General features: G+C 71.2%; 20 protein-coding genes and 1 pseudogene. 14 read left to right on the top strand and 7 right to left on the bottom strand.

Annotated elements, in window-relative coordinates; translation table 11 throughout:
* Window positions 1-16: 16 nt before the first annotated feature.
* From OG285_RS34740 to OG285_RS34710, 7 genes are all read left to right on the top strand, one after another.
* Window positions 17-1,741, top strand: a complete 1,725-nt coding sequence (locus OG285_RS34740; RefSeq protein ID WP_371793313.1) for an adenine deaminase C-terminal domain-containing protein — start codon at window positions 17-19, stop codon at window positions 1,739-1,741.
* Window positions 1,742-1,956: 215 nt separating this feature from the next.
* The gene (locus tag OG285_RS34735) at window positions 1,957-2,997 is read left to right on the top strand and encodes a glutathione S-transferase C-terminal domain-containing protein (RefSeq protein WP_356832078.1); all 1,041 of its coding nucleotides are present in this window, start codon (window positions 1,957-1,959) and stop codon (window positions 2,995-2,997) included.
* A 75-nt stretch (window positions 2,998-3,072) separates the two neighbouring features.
* Window positions 3,073-3,399 carry a hypothetical protein gene (locus OG285_RS34730; RefSeq protein ID WP_356832076.1) on the top strand — a complete coding sequence of 109 codons (327 nt, stop codon included), beginning with the start codon at window positions 3,073-3,075 and terminating at the stop codon, window positions 3,397-3,399.
* 60 nt (window positions 3,400-3,459) lie between these two features.
* On the top strand, window positions 3,460-3,873 hold the full coding sequence (locus tag OG285_RS34725) for a nitroreductase family deazaflavin-dependent oxidoreductase (protein WP_356832075.1): 414 nt from the start codon (window positions 3,460-3,462) through the stop codon (window positions 3,871-3,873).
* 72 nt (window positions 3,874-3,945) lie between these two features.
* Window positions 3,946-4,437 (top strand): cupin domain-containing protein, encoded by a 492-nt coding sequence (locus OG285_RS34720; RefSeq protein WP_371793312.1) that lies wholly within the window; start codon window positions 3,946-3,948, stop codon window positions 4,435-4,437.
* A gap of 155 nt (window positions 4,438-4,592) precedes the next feature.
* Window positions 4,593-6,095, top strand: coding sequence for an MFS transporter (locus tag OG285_RS34715; protein WP_371793311.1), 1,503 nt, complete (start codon window positions 4,593-4,595; stop codon window positions 6,093-6,095).
* Entirely contained in the window at window positions 6,092-6,652 is a 561-nt protein-coding gene (locus OG285_RS34710; RefSeq protein ID WP_356832069.1) for a TetR family transcriptional regulator, read from the top strand. The genes OG285_RS34715 and OG285_RS34710 overlap by 4 nt, the downstream gene beginning before the upstream one ends.
* A 129-nt stretch (window positions 6,653-6,781) precedes the next feature.
* Here the strand turns inward: OG285_RS34710 and OG285_RS34705 are convergent, their stop codons facing one another.
* From OG285_RS34705 to OG285_RS34695, 3 genes are read right to left on the bottom strand one after another with little or no spacing between them, the layout of a single operon-like run.
* Window positions 6,782-7,192: a cupin domain-containing protein gene (locus OG285_RS34705; RefSeq protein ID WP_356832067.1), complete on the bottom strand. Its 411-nt coding sequence runs from the start codon at window positions 7,190-7,192 to the stop codon at window positions 6,782-6,784.
* 60 nt (window positions 7,193-7,252) lie between these two features.
* Window positions 7,253-8,095 carry an SDR family NAD(P)-dependent oxidoreductase gene (locus tag OG285_RS34700; protein ID WP_356832065.1) on the bottom strand — a complete coding sequence of 281 codons (843 nt, stop codon included), beginning with the start codon at window positions 8,093-8,095 and terminating at the stop codon, window positions 7,253-7,255.
* Between the two features lie 52 nt (window positions 8,096-8,147).
* Window positions 8,148-8,471, bottom strand: a complete 324-nt coding sequence (locus OG285_RS34695) for a carboxymuconolactone decarboxylase family protein (protein ID WP_371793310.1) — start codon at window positions 8,469-8,471, stop codon at window positions 8,148-8,150.
* Window positions 8,472-8,693: 222 nt separating this feature from the next.
* Here OG285_RS34695 and OG285_RS34690 point away from each other — a divergent pair, with 222 nt between their 5' ends.
* The 5 genes from OG285_RS34690 (at window position 8,694) to OG285_RS34670 (ending at window position 13,708) form a co-directional block, all read left to right on the top strand.
* Window positions 8,694-9,590 (top strand): helix-turn-helix transcriptional regulator, encoded by an 897-nt coding sequence (locus tag OG285_RS34690; protein ID WP_356832061.1) that lies wholly within the window; start codon window positions 8,694-8,696, stop codon window positions 9,588-9,590.
* 195 nt (window positions 9,591-9,785) lie between these two features.
* Complete coding sequence (locus tag OG285_RS34685) at window positions 9,786-11,036, top strand: chitinase (RefSeq protein ID WP_371793309.1); 1,251 nt, start codon at window positions 9,786-9,788, stop codon at window positions 11,034-11,036.
* Window positions 11,037-11,178: 142 nt separating this feature from the next.
* Entirely contained in the window at window positions 11,179-11,799 is a 621-nt protein-coding gene (locus tag OG285_RS34680) for a TetR family transcriptional regulator (RefSeq protein WP_356832058.1), read from the top strand.
* 39 nt (window positions 11,800-11,838) lie between these two features.
* Window positions 11,839-12,606 carry an SDR family NAD(P)-dependent oxidoreductase gene (locus OG285_RS34675; protein WP_371793308.1) on the top strand — a complete coding sequence of 256 codons (768 nt, stop codon included), beginning with the start codon at window positions 11,839-11,841 and terminating at the stop codon, window positions 12,604-12,606.
* Window positions 12,607-12,667: 61 nt separating this feature from the next.
* Window positions 12,668-13,708, top strand: coding sequence for an NAD(P)-dependent alcohol dehydrogenase (locus OG285_RS34670; protein WP_356832054.1), 1,041 nt, complete (start codon window positions 12,668-12,670; stop codon window positions 13,706-13,708).
* 160 nt (window positions 13,709-13,868) lie between these two features.
* Here OG285_RS34670 and OG285_RS34665 read toward each other — a convergent pair.
* Window positions 13,869-14,255 (bottom strand): annotated as a pseudogene (locus OG285_RS34665) (hypothetical protein); the annotation flags it as partial.
* Between the two features lie 645 nt (window positions 14,256-14,900).
* Here OG285_RS34665 and OG285_RS34660 point away from each other — a divergent pair.
* Window positions 14,901-16,349 (top strand): PP2C family protein-serine/threonine phosphatase, encoded by a 1,449-nt coding sequence (locus tag OG285_RS34660; protein ID WP_371793307.1) that lies wholly within the window; start codon window positions 14,901-14,903, stop codon window positions 16,347-16,349.
* Between the two features lie 46 nt (window positions 16,350-16,395).
* Here the strand turns inward: OG285_RS34660 and OG285_RS34655 are convergent, their stop codons facing one another.
* Window positions 16,396-17,895: a hypothetical protein gene (locus tag OG285_RS34655; protein ID WP_371793306.1), complete on the bottom strand. Its 1,500-nt coding sequence runs from the start codon at window positions 17,893-17,895 to the stop codon at window positions 16,396-16,398.
* Window positions 17,896-18,128: 233 nt separating this feature from the next.
* Between OG285_RS34655 and OG285_RS34650 the strand changes: the two genes are divergently transcribed.
* On the top strand, window positions 18,129-19,268 hold the full coding sequence (locus OG285_RS34650; protein WP_356832048.1) for an aminoglycoside phosphotransferase family protein: 1,140 nt from the start codon (window positions 18,129-18,131) through the stop codon (window positions 19,266-19,268).
* Window positions 19,269-19,367: 99 nt separating this feature from the next.
* Here the strand turns inward: OG285_RS34650 and OG285_RS34645 are convergent, their stop codons facing one another.
* Window positions 19,368-20,699 carry an N-acetylmuramoyl-L-alanine amidase gene (locus OG285_RS34645; protein ID WP_371793305.1) on the bottom strand — a complete coding sequence of 444 codons (1,332 nt, stop codon included), beginning with the start codon at window positions 20,697-20,699 and terminating at the stop codon, window positions 19,368-19,370.
* A 261-nt stretch (window positions 20,700-20,960) separates the two neighbouring features.
* Window positions 20,961-21,461 (bottom strand): hypothetical protein, encoded by a 501-nt coding sequence (locus OG285_RS34640; RefSeq protein ID WP_356832044.1) that lies wholly within the window; start codon window positions 21,459-21,461, stop codon window positions 20,961-20,963.
* Window positions 21,462-21,637 lie beyond the last annotated feature (176 nt).

The following is a 21,637-nucleotide window of genomic DNA, read 5'->3' as shown; positions in this document are numbered from 1 at the left end:
TGAGGAGCACCTACGCATGACCACTGACCAGCAGCACCTGCCGGAACCGCACGACGTCCGCATCAGCGGAGGCCGGGTGGTGTCCACTTTCACGGGTGAGGAGTTCGCAGCCGACGTCCTGCTGCGCGGCGACCGCATCAGCGGTGTGCTGCCGCCCGGCGCGCCCGGTGACGCACGCGAGCAGGTGGACGCCACCGGGATGCTGATCGTGCCCGGCTTCGTCGACGCGCACATGCACATCGAGAGCTCGTTCCTCACCCCGCAGACCTTCGCCGGGCTGACACTCGCCCGCGGGACGACGACGGTCCTGGCCGATCCGCACGAGATCGTCAATGTCGCGGGCGCCGAGGCGATGCGCTGGATGACCGAGGCCGGACAGGGGACGCCGCAGACCCAGCTCTGGGGTGTGCCGTCCTGCGTTCCCGCACTCGAAGGCCTGGAGCACGCGGGCGCCAGCCTGTCCGCCGACGACATCGACGCGATGCTCCAGTGGCCGGGCGTCATCGCGCTGGGCGAGGTCATGGACTACCGGGCCGTGGTCGCCGACGAGCCCCGGATGCGGGGCATCGTGGGCGCGGCCCGCGAGCGCGGGGTCATCCTCGACGGCCACTGCCCGAACCTCAGCGGCGCCGACCTCAGCGCGTACATGGCCACCGGCGTCGACTCCGACCACACCAAGAACCGCACCGAAGTCGTCCTGGAGAAGGCCAGGATGGGCATGCTGATGATGCTCCAGGAGAAGTGCCTGCTCCCGGAGGTCGTCGAGGCGCTGCTGGCGCTGCCGCAGCTGCCGCCGCTCTGCCTGGTGACCGACGATCTGGCCGCCGACCACATCCTCTCCACCGGCCACCTCGACCACATCGCGCGCGTCGCGGTCCGGGCCGGGCTGCCCGCGGTCGACGTGCTGCGCGCCCTGACGTGGTACCCGGCGCAGCGGATGCGGCTGTACGACCGCGGGGTGGTCGCGCCGGGCAAGCGGGCCGACCTGGTGCTGCTCCGCGGCGAGCTGGCCGCCTTCGACCCGGCGCTGGTGATCGCGGGCGGCCGGACCGTGGCACGGGACGGGAAACCGGCGTACACGACGGAGCCGGTCGCCGGCGCGCTGTCCGGCACGTTCGACGTCGAGCCGCAGACACCGGAGGGCTTCCGCTGGCGGGTCGAGCTGCCCGACGGCGTGCACCGCTTCCGGGCGATGCGGGTCAACTCGCGTGACACGTACACCGAGGCCGCCGAGGCCGAACTGCCGGTACGCGACGGCGAGGTGCAGTGGGAGGGCCGGGTGACCCTGGTCCGGGTGCGCAACCGCTACGGCCGCTCCGGCACGGTCTTCGCCCCGCTGCTGGGCCGTGAGCTCGGTGCGGGCGCGGTCGCGACGACGTACGCGCACGACAGCCACAACCTGGTGACCGTGGGGACGTCCCGGACCGCGATGGCGACGGCCGCGGCCGCGGTGCTGGCCGACGGGGGCGGGGTCGCCGTCGTACACGGCGACACGGTGGCGGCACGGCTGCCACTGCCGGTCGCGGGGGTGATGTCCCCGGCACCCGCCGAGGAGATCGCCGCGCAGTCCGGTGCGGTACGGACCGCGCTGACGGAGTGGGGCTGGGACCACCTCAACCCGTTCATGAGCGTGTCGACCCTGACGCTCGCGGTGTCACCCAGCCTCAAGATCACGGATCTCTCGCTGGTGGACGTGGTCCGCAGGGAGCCGGTGGGAGCGACGGTGCCTGCTTCCTCCTGACCCGGGGCCGCGGCCCAGGAGGCGGCGCTGCGGCGGCCGCGGCCGCCTCCCGCTGCGCGGTCGGGGCGAACGGTGTCAGCCTGGAGGGGTCGCGTGGTTCCCGCGGGGTCCGTCGGCGGGCCCCGCGGCGTCCTCGCGGGACGGGCGTCCGTGCGGGCATCGCTCCGCCGTACGGACGCGACACCGGGCACCCGCCAACGGGAAGGATCACAGTGATGAACCACCCCAGCGACAGCGGCGACGACGGCAACTCCGGATACGGCAGGAAGCCGTTCAAGCGGTCGAGGAGCCACTTCGCCGACCGCGTCACGGCCGACGGCCGCGACGGCTGGCCGGTCGAGGCCGGGCGGTACCGGCTGGTGGCAAGCAGGGCCTGCCCGTGGGCGAGCCGCGCGCTCGTGTCACGGCGGCTGCTCGGGCTGGAGGAGGCGCTCTCGCTGGGCATCACCGACCCGGTCCAGGACGACCGCAGCTGGCGCTTCACCCTCGACCCGGGTGGCCGGGACCCGGTGCTCGGCATCCGCTTCCTCAGCGAGGCCTACGACGCACGGGAGGCGGGCTACCCGGGCGGTGTCAGTGTCCCGGCGATCGTCGACGTACCCAGCGGTCAGCTGGTCACCAACGACTTCCAGCAGATCACGCTGGACCTGGCCACCGAGTGGTCCGGGCTGCACCGGCCGGGCGCGCCGGACCTCTATCCGGAGCGGCTGCGCGGCGAGATCGACGAGGTCATGGAGGGGATCTACCGCGACGTCAACAACGGGGTGTACCGCGCGGGGTTCGCTGCGGAGCAGGGCGAGTACGAGGACGCGTACCGCGATGTGTTCCGGCGTCTCGACCTGGTCTCCGAGCGGCTGACCGGGCAGCGCTATCTGGTGGGGAACACGATCACCGAGGCGGACATCCGGTTCTTCACCACACTCGTGCGGTTCGACGCCGTCTACCACGGCCACTTCAAGTGCAACCGGTCGAAGCTGACCGAGGACCCGGTGCTCTGGGCGTACACCAGGGACTTGTACCAGACACCGGGATTCGGCGACACGGTCGACTTCGACCACATCAAGCGGCACTACTACGGCGTCCACCGGGGCATCAATCCGACCGGCATCGTGCCGCTGGGCCCGGACCTGAGCGGCTGGCTCACCCCGCACTACCGGGAGGAGCTGGGGGGCCGCCCGTTCGGGGACGGCACACCGCCGGGACCGGTCGCAGCGGCCGAGGAGGTCCCGCCGGCCGGGCGTCCGCCGGAGCACTGACCGGGCCCGCGGTGGCGTCACCCCTGCGCGCGCCTCCAGCGAGCGCGCCACCGGGCATGCGGTGACTATGGGACGGTGACGAATTCTCAGAAACTGGATCATCTCGCCCAGGTGACGACAGGCTGGGTCGCGCGCGATCTCAGCTCTCCGCACGGCCGGCTCCGGGACGCTCTCGTCAACTGGCGCCAGGCGTTTCCGCCGTCCTTCACCACGGACTCGGCCGGTGCGAGCACCGCGCGGCTGGTGATCGCCCCGCCCGGCCCCGCGCATCCCGAGGACGCGATGCTCCTCCATCTGACGCGCGCCGAGGCGGACCGGCTGATCGGACTGCTGCACCAGGACACGGCACAGCAGCTGGACACACCCGGCAGTGTTCCCGCGCGGCTGGGCGTCGGTGGCTGAACCGCCCGCGTACCCGCGTAGCTTGGTGACACGGGGGCACCCGGAGGGTTCCGACAACAGATGGGGTCAGAGATGCTGTTCGGCAAGGAACACGTCGAGCGTTACGTCGCAACCGACGGCGCCGAGGGACACGACTGGCAGGGCACGACGACCCTGATTCTCACCACCACCGGGCGCAAGAGCGGTCAGCAGCGCAGCACCCCGCTGATCTACCAGGCGTACGGGGACGACCTGCTGGTCGTAGCCTCCAAGGGCGGCTCCGACGAGCCGCCGGCCTGGTATCTGAACCTCCAGGCCGAGCCCGAGGTGCGGGTGCAGGTGAAGGGCGACCGGTTCACCGCGCACGCGCGGACCGCCGAGCCCGGCGAGAAGCCGGGCATGTGGCGGACGATGGCGGCGGCCTGGCCCGCGTACGACGAGTACCAGACCAAGACCGACCGCGAGATCCCCGTGGTGGTGCTCACCCGGTCCTGACCGCTGCGGGCCGGCCCGGGGCGGGCGTACCATCTGCCCGCCCCGGCCGTACGTCCGCAGCAGGAGGATCCGTTGTCCCGCACCCCCGCTCCCGGTGCCGTCACCGATACCGCCCGTCTCTTCCGCGATGCCGCCGACGGGGACCGAGGTGCGCTCTGGCGGCTGGCCGAGCCGGGCCGGCAGCTGGACTCGAACGTGATCCGGCTGGCGCCGGAGGCCGGGGTCGCCGGTCATGTGGAGCCGGACCTCGATGTCCTCGTGTGCGTGGTCGGCGGCAGCGGGTGGCTGGAAACGGCCGGGGGATCCCAGCAGCTTGCGCCCGGCGCGGTCGTCTGGCTGCCGCACGGCGTCCGGCGCTCACTCGCCGCCGGACCGGACGGGCTCTGCTACCTGACCGTGCACCGTCGCCGCCCCGGTCTCACCATCGCGTCCGCCCCCGCCGAGCACGGAGGCGGCGAAGCGGCGTGTCTGCTCCAGCTGGTCTGCCCCGGCTGCGGGCACCTCGCGCAGGAGTCCGGCGCGCGTTTCTGCTCCCGGTGCGGTGAGGAGCTGCCGCCCCGCTGAAGCCCGCAGGCCCGCTCCGTCCAAGCCGTTTCCCCGATTCGGCGCAGACGGAGCGCCCCCATGGATGTTCACGTCGGCAGAGGTGAGAGACTCACTTGTCATCGCCTGATGACATCGGTTGATGACAACGCCCGACGACAGGAACGGTCCGCCCCGTGCATCCGATATCCGGCCCCGCCCCCTCCCCCTGGCAGCAGCGGGCGCTGGTCCCCGTACTCGTGTCCCTCGGCATGCTGGTCGCGATCATCAGCAGCCTCGGCGCCCCACTGATCCCGACCATCGCCTCCGTGGACCACGTCTCCGTGGCCGACGCGCAGTGGTCCCTCACCGTCACCATGCTGGTCGGGGCCGTCGCCACTCCGGCCATGGGACGGCTGGGAGACGGGCCCCACCGCAGGAAGGTGATCCTGACCGGTCTCGCCGTGGTCCTCATCGGGAGCCTGCTGGCGGCTCTGCCGCTGGGGTTCTCCTGCCTCATCACAGGGCGGGCGCTCCAGGGCGTGGGGATGGGTCTCGTTCCGCTGGCGATCGCCACCGCACGGGACTCCGTGCCGCCCGAGCGGGCCCGGTCGGCGCTGTCGACGCTCTCGCTCACGACGGCAGCCGGCGTCGGTATCGGCTACCCGGTCACCGGACTGCTCGCCCAGAGCCTCGGGATGTACGCCGGGTTCTGGTTCGCCGTGATCGCCACCACTCTGGCTCTCATCGCGGCGGCCGTCGTGCTCCCCGCGTCTCCGCAGCGTCCGGCGCACCCGATGGACGTACCGGGGGCGCTGCTCCTCACGCTCGGCATGACCGGGCTCCTGTTCGCCCTGACCCAGGCGGAACACTGGGGCTGGGGATCGCCCCGGCTGCTCGTGCTCGCCGCGGTCTCGGTGCTTCTGCTGGCCGGCTGGGTGCTGCAGGAGCTGCGTACCGCCCATCCCCTGGTGGATCTGCGGCTGGTCCGTGACCGTACGGTCTTCGCCGCGCACCTCACGACCATGATGGGCGGCATCGGCATGTATCTGCTGATCTCGCTCGTGACCCGGTACGTGCAGACGCCGTCGAGCGCCGGATACGGCTTCGGGTCCTCCGTGGTGGTCACCGGTCTGATCCTCGTGCCGTTCTCGGTGGGCAGTCTGGTGGCCGGCCGCGTGGTGCGGGTCCTGGTCCGTACCCAGCCGCCGGTCCGCCTGCTGCCCGTGAGCTGCCTGCTCTCCCTCGCGGCCCTGCTCACCTTCGTGTTCGCCCACGGCGGCCTGTGGGAGGTGTTCGTGACGATGGCCCTGGCCGGACTCGGCGTCGGCGTGAACTTCGCGGTCACCCCGGGACTCGTCGTCGGAGGCGTCCCCGCGCACGAGACGGGGAGCGCCATGAGTTTCAATCAGGTCGTGAAGTACATCGGTTACTCGACCGGCAGCGCCCTCAGCGCCGTGATCCTCCAGGCCGCCACCACGTCCGGGCGGGGTCTTCCTCCCGAGAGCGGTTACCGAACGGCCGGACTGACGGGCTGCGCGGTCTGGGCCGCCACCGCCGTGGTGGCCTACTTCCTGACCCGGTCGAGCGCGGGCCGCACGTCGGCAAGGGTCCGGGGCGGGCATCCCGCGCTCGCGGCCGACAACGGCCCGGTTCCGGACGGCGGGAGCCTCGTCCGGCCCACCGGGGCGGAGCAGTGAGCGGCGGCACGCAGGGGCGCCGCCGTGACGCGGCCCGCAGCCGCGACCTCCTGCTCGCGGCCGCGAGCGGCCTGTTCGCCGAGCGGGGGTTCGACCGCACCACCCTCCGCGACATCGGCGAGCGCGCGGGAGTCGACCCGGCGCTGATCGCACGTTACTTCGGCAGCAAGACCCTGCTGTACGTCGCAGCGCTGCACGCCGAACAGGGCGACATGGCTCCGGCCGACCTCTTCGACGAAGAGCGGCTGCGCGAGGTCCTCGACCGGGCCGACCGCCGCGGCCCCGTCCCGCTGCTCCAGGTCGCGGTGCAGCCACTGAGTGACCCGGCGGCACAGGAGGCCGCACACGCGGCGCTCCACACGCGACTCGTCGAGCCTCTTCACGAGCGCTTCGCGCGTGACGGGGCGGACCGGCCACAGCTGCGTGCCGAGCTGGTGGTGGCGGCCGTGACCGGCGTCCTGCTGGGCCGGCACTCCGGAGCCTTCGACGAACTGGCGCGGGCCGATTCCGGGGACCTGGTCGACCTGCTCCGGGACACTCTCCTGAGCGAGGGCTGACCCGCTTGCCGCGCAGCGGGTCAGGAGGCGGCGGCAGGAGGGGGTGTCGAGGCCGACGGTGGCTGCGGCCCGGTCCAGGCACCCGATGCCGGCGAGGTGGCGTCGACGCGGTCGGCGGGCCGGGCCCGGTCAGTGGCTGTCGGCGAGGGCGGCCGCGTACTGCTCGTCGGTGACGGGCTCCAGCCAGGTGGTCCCGTCTCCGTTGCCGTCACCGACCACGAGGGCGATGTGCGCCATGAGGGTGGTGTCGGTGGCGCCGTGCCAGTGCTCTTCGCCTGCCGGGCACTTGAGGGTCTCGCCGGCACTGATCCGCACGACACTGCCGTCTCGCGTGCCGACCAGGCCGACACCGTCGGTGACGTACAGGACCTGCCCCAGCGCGTGGGAGTGCCAGTTGGTACGGGCGCCGGGGGTGAAACGCACCAACCCGGCCGCGAGACGGGCGGGTTCGGTGGGGGCCTCGATCATGTTGAGGTACACGTCGCCGGTGAAGCGCCCGGCCGGGGCCTTCATGGTGGGGGTGGAGGTGATGTGCTCCATGGCTCTTTTCCTTGATCGTCAATGGTGAGGGGAGGCGGGACGGGGGTGGCGGGCTGACGCTCAGGCCGCGTCGCCGTGTGTGAGGTCTGCGCCCAGTTCGCGCGAGGCCTCGGCCTGCGCGAGCAGTTCCCTGGCTTTGGCGGCGACGGCCTCGATGGCATCGGAGCCGGCGACGAAGCGGGCCGGGGGCTGCTGCTGTCCGGCGATCGCCAGCACGGCGGAGGCGAGCTTGGCCGGGTCTCCGGACTGCTGCCCGTTCATGGACTGCCACTGCTTCCTGGCGGCTGCGGTGCGCGCGGCATAGTCGTCGACCGACAGCTCCGCCCAGGTGGTGGAGGCGTCCACCAGCAGCTCGGTGCGGAAGAAGCCCGGCTCGACGATCGTCGTACGGATGCCGAACGGCTCGACGTCGTAGCGCAAGGACTCCATGAAGCCCTCGATGCCGAACTTGGCGGCGGCGTAGGCAACGCAGAACTCCAGGCCGACGGCTCCGGCGAGGGACGACAGGGTGATGATGTGTCCGTCGCGCCGGGCGCGCATCACGGGCAGGGCGGCGCGGGTGACGTTCATCGGGCCGAACAGGTTCGTCTCGATCTGGGCGCGCATCTGCGCGTCGGAGATCTCCTCGAAGTAGCCGGCGTAGAAGTTGGCGGCGTTGTTGATCAGTACGTCGATGCGGCCGAAACGGTCGACGGCGGCGGCCACGGCGCTCTGTGCGGCGGCGGGGTCGGTGATGTCCAGGGCGGCGGCCAGCAGGTTGTCCTGCTCGCCGCCGAGGGCTTCGAGGACGCGTTCGGGCCGTCGGCCGGTGGCGACGACCTGGTGGCCTGCCCCGAGTGCCTGACGCGCGAGGTCCGCGCCGAGACCGCGCCCGGCGCCGGTGATCAGGAAGACCTTGCTCATGTGGGAATGCTCCGTTCCGGGTGAGGGGGTGAGAGGGCGAGGGGGACCGGGATCAGCCGGCGTTGCGGTCGTCGGCGATCCTCTTCAGTTGGTTGATCGCGGTCATGGCGTTGGGCCAGCCCGCGTAGAAGGCGAGGTGGGTGATGGCCTCGGACAGCTCCTCGACGCTCAGGCCGTTGTCCAGGGCGACGCCCAGGTGATAGCCGAGCTGCTCGGAGCGGTACAGGGCGGCGAGCACGCTCACGGTGACCAGGCTGCGGTCGCGCGGGGACAACCCGGGCCGCTCCCAGACGTCGGCGAAGAGGACATCGTTGGTGACCTCGACGAGCTTCGGTGCTATTGCGGCCAGTTCCTGGGGTGCGGACTGCTTCGGCATGGGAATTTCTCCTGGCGCGAATCGGGATGAATCCATCGGGGCCAGTCTCGGGTGGAGACCGCCCTCCGGGCAGCTTCCGCGTTGCGCACCGGTCTCGTGGCGCAGCCCCGCAGTCGCTGCCGATATCGAGGAAACCGCAGATGAAAGGGGTGGGGGAGGGTCTGACATAACAGGTACTGGCAGGACCCCCCACCCGTGCGACAGCCGACTTAGCCTTGATACGTGAGCACCGAGAGCGACATCCGTGAATTCCTGGCCACCCGCCGCGCCAAGATCACCCCCCAGCAGGCCGGGCTGCCCGCCTACGGCGGCAACCGCCGCGTGCCGGGACTGCGCCGCGAAGAAGTCGCCCTGCTCGCCGGCGTCAGCATCGACTACTACGTCCGACTGGAGCGCGGCCACATCGCGGGGGCCTCGGAGAGCGTTCTCGACGCCGTCGCGAACGCCCTCCAGCTCGATGACGCCGAACGCGCCCACCTCTACGACCTGGCCCGCGCTGCCGCCAAACGCCCCGCCCGCCGCGCCAAGCGCACCCGAGGACCGCTCCCGGACAGCGTCCTGCGCGTCCTGGATTCCATGACCGGCTCACCGGCGTTCATCCGCAACGGCCGCCTGGACATCCTCGCCGCGAACCCCCTCGGCCGGGCCCTGTACGCACCCCTGTACACCGACGACGGTCCGCGACCGGTCAACATCGCCCGCTACCAGTTCCTGCATCCCGGCGGCCGCGCCTTCTTCCCCGACTGGGACGAGTCGCTGAACACCACTGTCTCCCTGCTGCGCACCGAAGCCGGCCGCGCCCCCCACGACAGCGAACTGACCGGACTGATCGGCGAACTCGTCACCCGCAGCGAGGACTTCGCTGCGGCGTGGGGCAAGCACAACGTGCGCCTGCATCTCACGGGCAGCAAGTCGTTCCGCCACCCCGCCGTCGGCGAGATCACCCTCGACTTCGACGCCATGGAACTGCCCGCACAGCCCGGCCTCACCCTCACCGCGTACAGCGCCGCGCCCGGCACCCCCGACCACGACGCCCTGCAACTCCTCGCCAGCTGGGCCGCCACCGAGAACAATCCGCCCGCCACCAGCCCGGACTCGGCCGACCGGCAGAACCGGTGACCACGGCGCCACGATCACCCGGCGCCCGAAGACCTCCCCCGAACGACCAGGTGCGGGGCATCCGCCGGACGCGGGAAAAGCCGCCCGGCACTCCGGGCGATCCCCAAGGATTGGCAATGGTCTAGTCCAAGTCGTTGACGCGCACCCGACAGGCATCGATTCTGGCGGCCACTCCCCCATTCAGGAGACCGTCAGATGAAACGCATTCGCATCCGTGCCCTCTTCTGCGGTGTGGCGACCGCCGCACTGGCCGCCGCCGGGCTGGCCGCAATCGGCACCGGCCAGGCGGCCGGAGCGACCACCGGCACCAAGGCCGCCACCGCGCTCAGCAACCGCTGGTACGCGGCGGCCCCGTATCTCATGCCCACCGACAACAACCCGCCCGACGCCGGGGCGATCATGGACGCCACCGGGCTGAAGGCCTTCCAGCTCGCCTTCATCCTGGCCCCCAACGGCGGTGGCTGCAGCCCGACATGGGGCGGCACATCGGCCGTGTCGTCGGACACCGCGGTGAGTTCCGTCATCAGCGCGATCCGCGCCAAGGGCGGCGACGTCTCGGTCTCCATCGGCGGGTACGGCGGCACCAAGCTCGGCCAGGCCTGCTCCGACTCGGCCTCCACGGCCGCCGCCTACCAGCAGGTCATCACCAAGTACCAGCTGAAGGCCATCGACTTCGACCTGGAGGAACCGGAGTACGAGAACACGGCGGCTGTCGCGCACGAGATCGGCGCGGCGAAGATCCTCCAGCAGAACAACCCCGGCCTGTACGTGTCCGTCACCACAGCGGGCACGGCCGACGGCACCGGCTGGTTCGGCAAGCAGATGCTGAACGAGGCCAAGTCACAGGGGTTCACACCCAACAACTTCTCGATCATGCCCTTCGACGGAGGCTTCAGCGGGGCCGCCGCACAGACGAGCGCCCTCACCAACTTCAACACCATCCTCCAGTCGACCTTCGGCTGGGACGAGGCGACCGCCTACGCCCACGAGGGCTTCTCCGGCATGAACGGGCGCAGCGACACCGGTGAGTACTTCAGGCAGGCCGACTTCCAGACCGTCCTGGACTTCGCCACCAGCCACCACATGGACCGCTTCACCTTCTGGTCGCTCAACCGCGACCGCCAGTGCAGCCCGCCGGACAACGGCACCACGTCCGGAACCTGCAGCAGTGTGCCGCAGGCGGACTGGGAGTTCGCCAAGTACTCGGTGACATTCGCCGGTGCGACACCGCCCACCACGCCCCCGACGACACCGCCCGTCTCCACCTCCCCCACCCCGCCCGCCGGCACCTGCACGGCGGCGGCCTGGAGCAGCACCGCCACGTACACGGGAGGCGACACGGTCTCCCACGGCGGGCACACGTGGCAGGCCCAGTGGTGGACCCAGAACGAAGAGCCCGGGACCACGGGCGACTGGGGCGCGTGGCGGGACAAGGGAGCCTGCTGAACGGCCACGGCCCGAACAGCCCCCCCCCCAGCCCCCAGACCCCAGCCACCTGAGCACCTGAGCACCTGAGCACCTGAGCACTCAGAAATGTCCCACTGGGCATCATGTCCCAGTGGGACATTTTCAGGTGTACGGTGAAAGCATGAACGATGAGGGAACAACCGGTGACCGGCGGGTCCGCAAGGCCCGCCGGACCCGTGAAGCGCTTGCGGAAGCCGCGTGCACCCTCGTGTGCGACCGTGGACTCAAGGCCGTCACCGTCGAGGACATCGCCGACCGCGCCGACGTCGCCCGCCGGACGTTCAGCCGCTACTTCTCCAGCAAGGAGGACGCGGTGCTGGACTCCGTACGGGCCGACGGCGACCGGATCAACGCTGCCCTGCGCACCCGGCCGGCCGACGAGACCCCGCTCGCCGCCTACCGCAACGCGGTGGACGACTGGCTCACGGACGACGCGCACCCGGCCTGGCACCGGCGCCCGCGGATCTTCGAACTCATGCGGATCGCGGACCGCGAGCCGACGCTCTACGCGGCCTTCCAGCACATCCGGGTGGAGGCCCAGGCGGACTCGATCCGGATCCTGGCAGCCCGGATGGGCGTCGACGACGAGCACGACCTGCGCCCCGCCGTTCTGGTGGGCGCGGGTGCGGGAGCCCTCGTGGCGGCCCAGTCCGCCTGGGTCCGCGGCTCCCGTGAGGACGCTCTCCCCGGCATCGTTCATGCCGCGTTCGCCGCACTCACCGGCGAACTGCCGCAGTCGTGACACCGCTGCGGCGCACAGCTCGAAAGGAACACAGACACCATGAGCAACACCACCCCCACAGATGAGTTCGCCGGCCGGACCGCGCTGGTCACCGGCGGCGCGTCCGGCATCGGCCTGGCCATCGCCGGCCGGCTCGCCCGCGGCGGCGCCGCGGTCGTCGTGGCCGACCACAACGAGGAAGGCGCGCGCCAGGCCGCCGCCGGCCTTGAGGCGTCCGGAGCCCGCGCCACCGCCGTCGCCGTGGACGTCACCGACCCCGCGTCGGTGGAACGCGCCGTGCGCCACTCCACCGACACCTTCGGCGCACTGCACCTGGCCGTGAACAACGCAGGCATCGGCGGCCCGAGCCTGCCGACCGGTGAGTACGAGGTGGCCGACTGGCAGCGCGTGATCGACACCAACCTCAACGGCGTCTTCTACTCGCTCAGGTACGAGGTGCCCGCGCTGCTCGCGGCGGGCGGCGGCGCGATCGTCAACATGGCCTCCATCCTCGGCACCAACGGTTTCGCGGGTTCCCCCGCCTATGTCGCCGCGAAGCACGGCGTTGTCGGGCTCACCAAGACGGCGGCACTCGAATACGCCGCACAGAACATCCGCGTCAACGCCGTGGGTCCCGGCTTCATCGACACTCCGCTGCTGCGCGACACGGACAACCCGATGCGGGAGCAGCTCGTCTCGCTGCACCCGGCGGGCCGCCTGGGAACGGCCGATGAAGTGGCGGAGCTGACAGCGTTCCTGCTCTCGGACCGCGCCTCGTTCATCCACGGCAGCTACCACCTCGTCGACGGCGGCTACGCCGCGCGCTGACCGAACCACCCCGGCGGGCCGGTGTCGGGGACCGTCCCGCCGCTCAGCTGAGGAGCACACCATGAAGGCAGTCCAGTACCGCACCATCGGCGCCGCACCCGAGGTCGTCACCGTCCCCGATCCCGAGCCGGGACCGGGCCAGGTCCTGCTGAAGGTCACCGCCGCCGGTGTCTGCCACTCGGACATCGCCGTGATGAGCCGGCCCGCGGAAAGCCTGCCGTACGACCTTCCGCTCACCCTCGGGCACGAGGGAGCCGGTACGGTCGCCGCGCTGGGCGCCGGCGTCACCGGGCTCACCGTGGGCGAGTCCGTCGCGGTCTACGGACCGTGGGGCTGCGGCACCTGCATCAAGTGCGCCGAGGGCAAGGAGAATTACTGCCTGCGCGCCGCCGAACTCGGTATCCACCCGCCCGGCCTCGGTGCCCCCGGCGCGATGGCCGAGTACATGGTCGTGGACAGCCCGCGCCATCTGGTGCCGCTCGGCGATCTCGATCCGGTCGGAGCCGTGCCGCTCACCGATGCCGGCCTGACTCCGTACCACGCCATCAAGCGCTCACTGGCGAAGCTCACCCCGGGCTCCACCGCGGTGGTCATCGGTACCGGCGGGCTCGGACACGTGGCCATCCAGCTGCTGCGGGCGATGACCGCCGCGCGGGTCGTCGCGCTGGACGTCACGGAGGACAAGCTCGCGCTGGCGAGGACGGTCGGCGCCCATGAGGCCGTGCTCTCCGACGAGCACGCGGCCGGAAAGGTCCGCGCGCTGACCGGCGGGCTCGGCGCCCAGGCGGTCTTCGACTTCGTGGGTGTCCCGGCCACGGTGGCACTGGCCGGTGCGGTGGCCGGAATCGAGGCCGATGTGGCGCTGGTCGGGATCGGCGGCGGCACGCTGCCCGTCGGCTTCGGGGCGCTCCCCTTCGAGGTCTCCGTGGCCGCGCCCTACTGGGGTTCGCGTCCGGAGCTCACCGAGGTGCTCGATCTCGCACGCGCCGGATCGGTGGACGTCCACGTGGAGACGTACCCGATCGACGAGGCCCCGCTCGCCTACGAGAGGCTGCACGCCGGGAAGATCAACGGACGCGCGGTCATCCTGCCGCAGAGCTGAACACCACGGTGGAGCTGTTCAACGTGGCCAGCAGCACGGCCCCGGAGGGAAGTCCCGCCAATTCCACGGAACCGATATCGCCGCGCCCTCTGCCCGGTGCGTACGCCGGCAGAGGCCTGCGGTGCTCCGCCACTGATTCGGCGCCCGACGGGACGGGCGAAGGAATTGCGCGCTGCATCCGCAGTGCGTCGACCGATTCCGCGAGCAGTTCGTACTCGGTGGTGTCGTCATTGATCGCGAATCGCATGAGACCGCCGCTGGCCAGCACTTCAGCGGCCTTTTCCTGCTGCGGACCGCCGTCCCGCCAGGCGCGGAAGGCGCCCGGTACGTCGGGGGCGTCGGCGGGCAGTTCGAAGAGCGCCCGGACCGGGAAGCAGCCTCGGCCGGGGCTGGGATCGAGCCGCTCCGAGATCCAGGTCGCCCGGTCCCTCAGCCACCACAGGGCCAGCGGGAGAGTGGGTGCGCGGTAGGTGCCCAGCGGCACTCCGACGCGTCGCCCACCGCAGACTCCGTACGCGGTGACATGGCACAGGAATTCGTCGTGCACAGCCACTCCCCCAGGGCAGTTCGCGGCCAGGGCCCTGCTCCAGGACCGGTCGTTCCCGGGCCGGAGCGCGTGGGCCTTTCACTGGTGGATCACGGTTGAATCGAACGGAATTCAACCTTCCCAGTCAATGAGTATCTGCACTCCGAGCGCATTGTCACCATAGGGTTCTGGCCATATCTCTGGCATATTCGCTGTCGACCATGGCCGAAAAGATTCCGGCCACACGCCGACCGGTCGCACCGGGCGGAACGGGATGCGGCGGCGGAATACGGCGCCGGACACAGAAGAGCCCCGGCTGGTCGGGGGAGGCCAGCCGGGGCGGTCCGTGTGCGGGGACGGAGGGCCGGCGCCAAGGCGCTCCGCTCCGTTCCCACATATAGGTGAACGATGAACCAAGCCGGAATGTTCCAGCCATCTCCGGATGGAGGATGTGAGCTGCGGCACCTCGTGACTGCCGGTTCCCGGGGCTCGGCGCCCCCGGGCCCGCCCCACCACGACCCCACTCCCGTCGGCCGGTGGCATATGCCAGAAGCACCACCGCATCGAGTGTTGCCAATTCCCTTACGGGTCTTCGCTCCCTGTGCAACAGTCGTAACCGGTCCATTCCGCAGCCCTGGCCGCGCCGCGCCCGTATCGGAGTACGTCATGCCGTCCCATGTGTTCGCGGACCGTCCCGCCCCCCAGCCACCCGAGCGGGGCACGGTTGACGCACTCATCACCCGTACCCTCCTGCTGCGCGGGGACATGGACGCCGTACGGCGTGACGCCGTCGCGGACGACGACGATGTGCAGGGCCGCTGGCAGCGCGCGCTGTGCGATCTGGCCGTCCACCATCTCGACGACCTGGGCGCGCATCTGGGTCAGCTCAAGGAAGGACTGCCGGCGGCCGGGGCGGAGCCGCTCGCCGGTGAACCCTCCGGGCACGGCGCGCACGCCCACCCCGGGACCGGCGGCGGGCCGGGCTCCTTGCTCAGCCGTGTGGGCAGCGCCGAATGGGACCTGCTCACCGACGAGGTCAGCTGGTCGGACGAGCTGTACCCGATCTTCGGCCGCCCGCCGGAGAGCGGGCCGCTCTCCCTGGACGAACTCCCCTCCGTGGTGCTGCCGGAGGACCAGTCACGGCTCACCTCGATGGTCACCGACTGTCTGGTCGACGGAAAGCCGATCGACGGCGAGTTCCGGATCAGGCGGCCCGACTCGACCGTGCACACCCTGCACATGATGGGCGAGCCCGTTCTCGACAGCGACGGCTGCACGGCGTCCATGTGGGCCGTCCTGCGCGATGTCAGCGATCTGCGACGCAGTGAGCGCACCGTGCGCGAGACACAGGACTCTCTCCGGCGCAGGGAACAGATCGCCCGGACGGAGCGTCAGGTCGCCGTAGAGTTACAGGAGGCCGTACTGCCGCCCTGGCGCGGCCCGGTACGGCTCCCGCAGGGCGGCCCCGCGGCGCTCGATCTGGCGGCCCACTATCTGCCGTCCGCCGCACCCTCCCGTATCGGCGGTGACTGGTACGACGCGATGGCGCTCCCCGACGGCCAGTCGCTCCTCACGGTGGGAGACCTGACCGGCCACGGCGTGGGTGCCACCTCCGCGATGGCGATGCTGCTGGGCGCGCTGCGCGGAATGGCCGTGGCCGGGATCGCCCCCGGCACCCTCATGGGCCATCTCAACGAACTGCTGGACGCGTCCGCGCAGCCCGCTCTGGGCAGCGCGGTGTGCTGCCGTTACGACCCCGCGGCCCGGACACTGACCTGGTCCCAGTCCGGCCACCCCGCCCCCCTGCTCTTCCGCGGGGGTACGGGGCGCGCCCTCACGCCACCGAGCGGAGTGCTGCTCGGGGCGATGCCCGGAACGGCGTACGGACAGGCAGAGGAGCGGCTGCGGACCGGAGACGTGCTGGTCCTGCACACCGGCGGGCTGACCGCGCACCGCGGCGCGGACGCCGGCGAGGACGGACTGCTCGCGCTGGCACCGCGGTTCACCGGTGCCGGCACCGCACAGGAGTGCATGCGGGTGGTCGTCGAGGAGTACGGCCACACGGAGCGCCAGGAAGACGCCTGTGTGCTGATCGCCCGCGTCGGCGCCCCGTAGCGCCACTCCCCCGGCCGCCGCCCTCGCCTCCGCCCGCCTTCCCCGGCTACGCCTGAGCGTTCCGGTGCCGCTTCATCTGCTGGGGCATGGCGAGTTGGATCTCCTCCCGCAGCTCCTGGATGTTCCCGTGGCGCGCGTACTGCCCGGTGAGCCGGTACATCTCACGCAGCCGGTCCCAGGTGCGGTGCGACGAGGTCTCCCCCATCGACACCAGCGCGAGCCGGGCGTAGCGGTCGGCCTGTTCGGGGTCGTCCGCGATGAAGCAGGCGGAGGCCAGCGAGATGTAGTCGAAGATCTTCGACCGCTGGCGGCCGTTGTTCCGCAGTTCGAGTGCCCGCTTGGCGTGGCGCTGGGCGGTGCCGGCCGCGGACGGCTCGTGGTCCGCGAGCGTGCGGTACGCCAGTGCCTGCATCCCGTGCAGGTCCGCCTCGTCGAACATCTGCATCCAGCTCGGCACGGGCTCGTCGCCGCGGTCCGAGACGAACAGTTCCTCGGCCTCGCCGAGCGTGCGCCGCATCGCCTGGCCGTGGCCCAGCGACGCCTGCGCCCAGGCTTCGATGGTGTGCAGCATGGCGCGGGTGCGCGGCAGGTTGCGTTCACCGGAGCCGGTCTGCGCGAGCTTCATCAGATCCAGTGCCTCGTCCGGACGGCCCAGGTGGACCATCTGACGGGCGGCGCGCGACAGGGCCTCGCCGGCCCGCGGGCGGTCGCCGCCCTCGCGCGCCGCGTGGGCTGCGATGACGAAGTACTTCTGGGCCGTGGGTTCGAGGCCGACGTCGTGGGACATCCAGCCCGCGAGCACGGCGAGGTTGGCAGCGACACCCCACAGGCGCCGCTGGAGGGAGTCGGGGTGGTGGTAGGAGAGCATGCCTCCCACCTCGTTCAGCTGGCCCACGACCGCCTTGCGCTGGAGTCCGCCACCGCGTGAGGCGTCCCAGGCGCGGAAGATCTCGACGGAGTGCTCCAGCGCCTCGATCTCCTGCGACCCGATGGGCGCGGCCTCGTAGCGGTCGAAACCGGCGGGCTCGGCGTGCAGGGGGCGTTCGGAGCGTGGGGCGTCCGACGCGAGGGCCGGATCTGTGTGGAGCCAGTCGTGCAGGGCGCTGCTGAGTGCGGAGCCTGCGGCAAGCGCAGCGCCTGCGCCCGCCAAGCCGCGTCGGTTGAGCATGAGGTCCATTCCCGTGAATTCGGTGAGGACCGCTGCCGTCCGTTCTGGCGCCCACGGGAGGCCGTCCGGGTTCGCTGTCTCTTCCGCGTTCCCGGTGGCCTGCCGTTTCCCAGCGCGCCCAGGCCGCACGAACCCGAGGTCCTCGATGGTCACGACACGGCCGAGCCGCTCGGTGAACAGGGCTGCCAGCACCTTCGGCACCGGGTCGCGCGGGCTCTCGCCCATGTCGATCCAGCGCCTCACACGCGAGGTGTCGGTCGCCAGCTGCTGGTGGCCCATGACGGCCGCCTGCCGGTTCACGAGTCTCGCGAGTTCGCCCTTGGACCAGCCGGCCAGGCCGAACAGGTCTGCTAGGCGGGTGTTGGGTTCTCCGGTCACGTCAAGCCCCCAGGTTCTCGGCTGGTTTGACAGTAACCCCGTGTCAGATGCCTTGCGACTATTCGCCAGGGTTCGCCAGGGTCCGCCAGATGGTGTGCCACCCGCGGGCCGTTGTGAGGTAGGAACGCGCCACCCCGACCCGGTGGCCGGACGGTACTCCCCAGGGTACGCACCGGTCACCGGGGCGGGCAGCGCACGTAACCCGTCGGCACACGAAGGGATCTGTATCCCCCATGTACACAGCATCGTCCTCCGTGTCCGCCCCATCCCGGCCGCACCGCCCCGTCCCTGCCGGTGGCGGACCGTACCTGGACCCCTCCCACGCCGCTGCGGCACTCGGCACCGGACGGGTCCGGCGAGCGGCGGGACCGGGCACCCAACCGCTCAGCGGGAGACTCGACTTGTCCGGTCCCCAGGGCGCACAGCTGCGGATGGCGATCGCTTCGGTGCAGCGCATCTGCCCGGAGTTCAACCCCGTGCAGATGCTGCGCCGGAGCAGTCGCTCGGTCCTGCTCGTCGGAACGACCGGGCGGGCGACGGCGGTTGCCAAGTGCCTGATCGACCAGTCCCCCGCCTGGGCGGAGAGTTTCCGCCACGAAATAGCTACATACCGCACGTTCGTGCGGCAGCGTCCGCCGGTCCGGGTGCCGCGGCTCATCGCCGCCGACCCCGAGAACTGCACGCTGGTGATCGAGCGGATGGCCGGGCGGGCGGCGGCACTTCAGCGCCACCCCGTGGAGACCCCGCCGCGTGCGGATCTGCGGGCCGTCCTCGGCGCGGTCGCCCGGGTCAACGCCTGGCGCCCGCCGGGCGGGACGTTCGGCCAGCCCCTCGACTACGCCTCCCGGATCGCCAGGTACCACGAGCTCGGTCTCTTCACCGACCGGGACCTCGGCGACCTCCAGAAGCTGCTGCACGGCCTCGCGCACTCCGGCGGCCGGCAGGGCATGGGCCAGTTCTGCCACGGTGACGCGCTGCTCTCCAACATCCTGCTGTCACCGGCGGGCCCTGTCCTGGTCGACTGGGAGCACGCGGGCTGGTATCTGCCGGGGTACGACCTGGCGACGCTGTGGTCCGTGCTGGGCGAAGCGCCGGTGGCGCGACGCCAGATCAGCCAGCTGGCGCAGGCCGCGGGCCCCGCGGCCAGGGACGCCTTCCTGGTGAACCTGATGCTGGTGCTGACCCGCGAGATCCGTACGTACGAGACGGCCGTCCAGCGCACCATTCGCGAGCCCGCGCCGACCGGTGCGGGCCACCAACCGCAGCCCGGTGTGCTGTCCCACGGCGAGGAGCAGCGGCTGCTGCTCAGGCGGCTGCACGACGACTGCGCCCTGGCCCGCCGTGCCGTCCGCGCGGCGGTCGGCACCCGCTGAACCACGGTATCCGCGCCGGTTCCCGAGGAGGAGGCGTGGTGCCGCGCCCGGTGCCGGCACACCGGGCGCGCACCGCGCTGTCCGTTGACCGCCGTGTGGTCAGTGCGGGCGCACGATGTCGACGTCGGAGGCCTTGACGAAGGCCACCCGGTGACCGATCTGCACGGTCACGTACTTCGTGGCGCCGGGGAAGTACGTGTGGTCGTACGGGTAGGAGGCATCGATCGTCGGGGCGTAGTAGTAGCCCGTCGGCGCCTCGCCACCGCCGGGGTACGCCTGGCCCTGCTTGATCGTGTACGGGAGGGGCGTGCCCAGGTGGGCCGCGGTGAAGTCCGCCGGGTACTCGCCCTTCTCCGGGTAGGCCACCCCGTACACCGGCACATCGGTGCGTCCGGCCTTCGGCCTGACCACGTATCCGGACGTCGGCGTGGTGGTCCGGGTGTGCGCCGGGCTCTGGAACCAGGCCTTCTGGCCGTACCACCAGATCGCGGTCCAGCCGGGTGCGCGCCCGGCGACCACGGCCTGCTGCGATGCGCTGATCTTGCTGCCCCAGTCGGCGGCGCAGTCGGTGCCGGGCTTGCCGTCGGTGTGCAGCGCCGGGTCGGAGAAGAGCGGTGATCCGGTGGAGGGCGCGGTGTACAGCGGCACGGCGCTCGACGCCTGCGCCGGGAGGTCGACGTTCTTCTCGCAGTCCCGGAACTTCTGGATGTTCTCCTTGAACACCGGGCTCACGGTGACGAGTTGACTGTGCGGTGAGGCGGTGGGGACGGTGGGCCTGCCCACCAGCTTCATGAAGTAGTCCCAGTCCCAGTAGGTTCCCGGGTCCCAGTGCATGGCCGCCGTGCCGGAGGTGCTGGTGGGCGGGACGTTGTCATGGCCGATGATGTGCTGGCGGTCCAGCGGGATGTCGTACTTGGCCGCGAGATAGCGTACGAGCGTGGCGGTCGAGCGGTACATGGCCGGGGTGAACCACTTGGAGCCCTCGGTCGCGATGCCTTCCTGCTCGATCCCGATGGACTGCTGGTTGATGTACCAGTTGCCCGCCTGCCAGGCGATGTCCTTGTCCTTGACCATCTGCGCCACATGGCCGTCGCTGGAGCGGACCACGTAGTGCGCGGACGTCTGGTTGTGCGGGTCCTGGAAGATCTGCAGCGTCTTGTCGAAGGTTTCCTCGGTGTCGTGCAGGACGATGTACTTGATCTTCCCGGTGTGCGGCCGGTCGGCGGTGTCGTAGTTGCCGTACGTCTCCTTGTCGGCGGGATCACCGGTCTGCTGGTAGGCGGCGGGGGCCCACTCGCAGTCGAGGGTGCGGGGGCACTCCGGCCGGGTGTCCTGGGGGCTCGCCTGTGCCGCCGGGCCGGCCAGGGCGAGGCCGAAGGTGCTCGCGGTGGTCAGCGCGAGCGCGAGTCTGATCCTCTGCTTGGACGTCATGACGGCCCTTCTTGCCGGGAGTTGCGCCGTGGTGATCTCTCGAACGGTATGGGCGCACTCTCTGACCTGAGGTGATGGCACGTCAAGAGTGCCGCACAGGGCGGCTGTTGAATCAGTTGTCCAGACCACTGGCATGGCCGATGACCAGCGCGAAGGGCGCGGCAACCATGCTCTGGCGGAGCCGTGTTACCCGGCTTTTACGTACGGGGGCAGTGCTGTGCCCGGCCCGGCGGGTCCGGTCCGGGCCCGGCCGGCGGGGGTTCAGCCCTGCTGGAACATCTCGGCGGGCAGCGGCTTCAGGAGGGCGTAGAGGTCGTCCGTGATCGGCCGGTCCCAGCTGGCGATGGTGACCAGGACCTTGTCGCTGCGGTCGAACTGGACGCAGGAGATCCGGCTCTCGGAGAGCTTCAGGCGGCGCACGATGAGGAGGTTGTCGCCCTGCATCACCGGCATGTCCTCGGCGTCGAGCACCTCGATGGGCTCGTCGTTCTCCAGGGCCGCCAGCAGCTGCGCCACCTCGAACGGGATCTGCCCGTCGGCGACCTCACGGGCGGGTGAGCCCTCCGGCAGATTCCCGATGATCATCGCGGGGCCGCGGCCGCCGAAGAGGTCGTACCGCAGGAAGACGCCCTGGCAGGTCCCGTCGGGGGCGGGAAGGAGTCCGGCGCCGAGGTTGCCGGGCCAGTCACCCGGGTCCATGGCCAGGACATCGAAGTCCGGGCCCGCGGGAGTGGCGGCGCTGCGGCGGCGGAGGAAGGACATGCAGCCATGGTACGTGGCCCCGGCGGTCCGCCGAAGCCGGGGCCGGGGCTGTGAGGCCGGTCCTGACCGTCCCGGCGCCCGCCGCGCGGCCGCTGAGCGTGGGCCGGCGGACACACGCTGCGCACCGGGGTCTGCGGGCTCTCCGCCGGCCCGCAGCCCCCGGTCCGAACGACGGG

Source organism: Streptomyces sp. NBC_01471, assembly GCF_041438865.1.
Lineage (GTDB): Bacteria > Actinomycetota > Actinomycetes > Streptomycetales > Streptomycetaceae > Streptomyces.
Note: the sequence above shows the minus strand (reverse complement) of the source record. Positions and strands in the feature narration are given on the sequence as shown.

What these genes read in the sequence shown, in the direction of transcription:
- OG285_RS34740 (WP_371793313.1), top strand. Translation starts at nt 17, where the DNA reads ATGACCACTGACCAGCAGCACCTGCCGGAACCGCACGACGTCCGCATC.
- OG285_RS34735 (WP_356832078.1), top strand. Translation starts at nt 1,957, where the DNA reads ATGAACCACCCCAGCGACAGCGGCGACGACGGCAACTCCGGATACGGC.
- OG285_RS34725 (WP_356832075.1), top strand. Translation starts at nt 3,460, where the DNA reads ATGGGGTCAGAGATGCTGTTCGGCAAGGAACACGTCGAGCGTTACGTC.
- OG285_RS34705 (WP_356832067.1), bottom strand. Translation starts at nt 7,192, where the DNA reads ATGGAGCACATCACCTCCACCCCCACCATGAAGGCCCCGGCCGGGCGC.
- OG285_RS34700 (WP_356832065.1), bottom strand. Translation starts at nt 8,095, where the DNA reads ATGAGCAAGGTCTTCCTGATCACCGGCGCCGGGCGCGGTCTCGGCGCG.
- OG285_RS34695 (WP_371793310.1), bottom strand. Translation starts at nt 8,471, where the DNA reads ATGCCGAAGCAGTCCGCACCCCAGGAACTGGCCGCAATAGCACCGAAG.
- OG285_RS34685 (WP_371793309.1), top strand. Translation starts at nt 9,786, where the DNA reads ATGAAACGCATTCGCATCCGTGCCCTCTTCTGCGGTGTGGCGACCGCC.
- OG285_RS34680 (WP_356832058.1), top strand. Translation starts at nt 11,179, where the DNA reads ATGAACGATGAGGGAACAACCGGTGACCGGCGGGTCCGCAAGGCCCGC.
- OG285_RS34675 (WP_371793308.1), top strand. Translation starts at nt 11,839, where the DNA reads ATGAGCAACACCACCCCCACAGATGAGTTCGCCGGCCGGACCGCGCTG.
- OG285_RS34670 (WP_356832054.1), top strand. Translation starts at nt 12,668, where the DNA reads ATGAAGGCAGTCCAGTACCGCACCATCGGCGCCGCACCCGAGGTCGTC.
- OG285_RS34660 (WP_371793307.1), top strand. Translation starts at nt 14,901, where the DNA reads ATGCCGTCCCATGTGTTCGCGGACCGTCCCGCCCCCCAGCCACCCGAG.
- OG285_RS34650 (WP_356832048.1), top strand. Translation starts at nt 18,129, where the DNA reads ATGTACACAGCATCGTCCTCCGTGTCCGCCCCATCCCGGCCGCACCGC.
- OG285_RS34645 (WP_371793305.1), bottom strand. Translation starts at nt 20,699, where the DNA reads ATGACGTCCAAGCAGAGGATCAGACTCGCGCTCGCGCTGACCACCGCG.
- OG285_RS34640 (WP_356832044.1), bottom strand. Translation starts at nt 21,461, where the DNA reads ATGTCCTTCCTCCGCCGCCGCAGCGCCGCCACTCCCGCGGGCCCGGAC.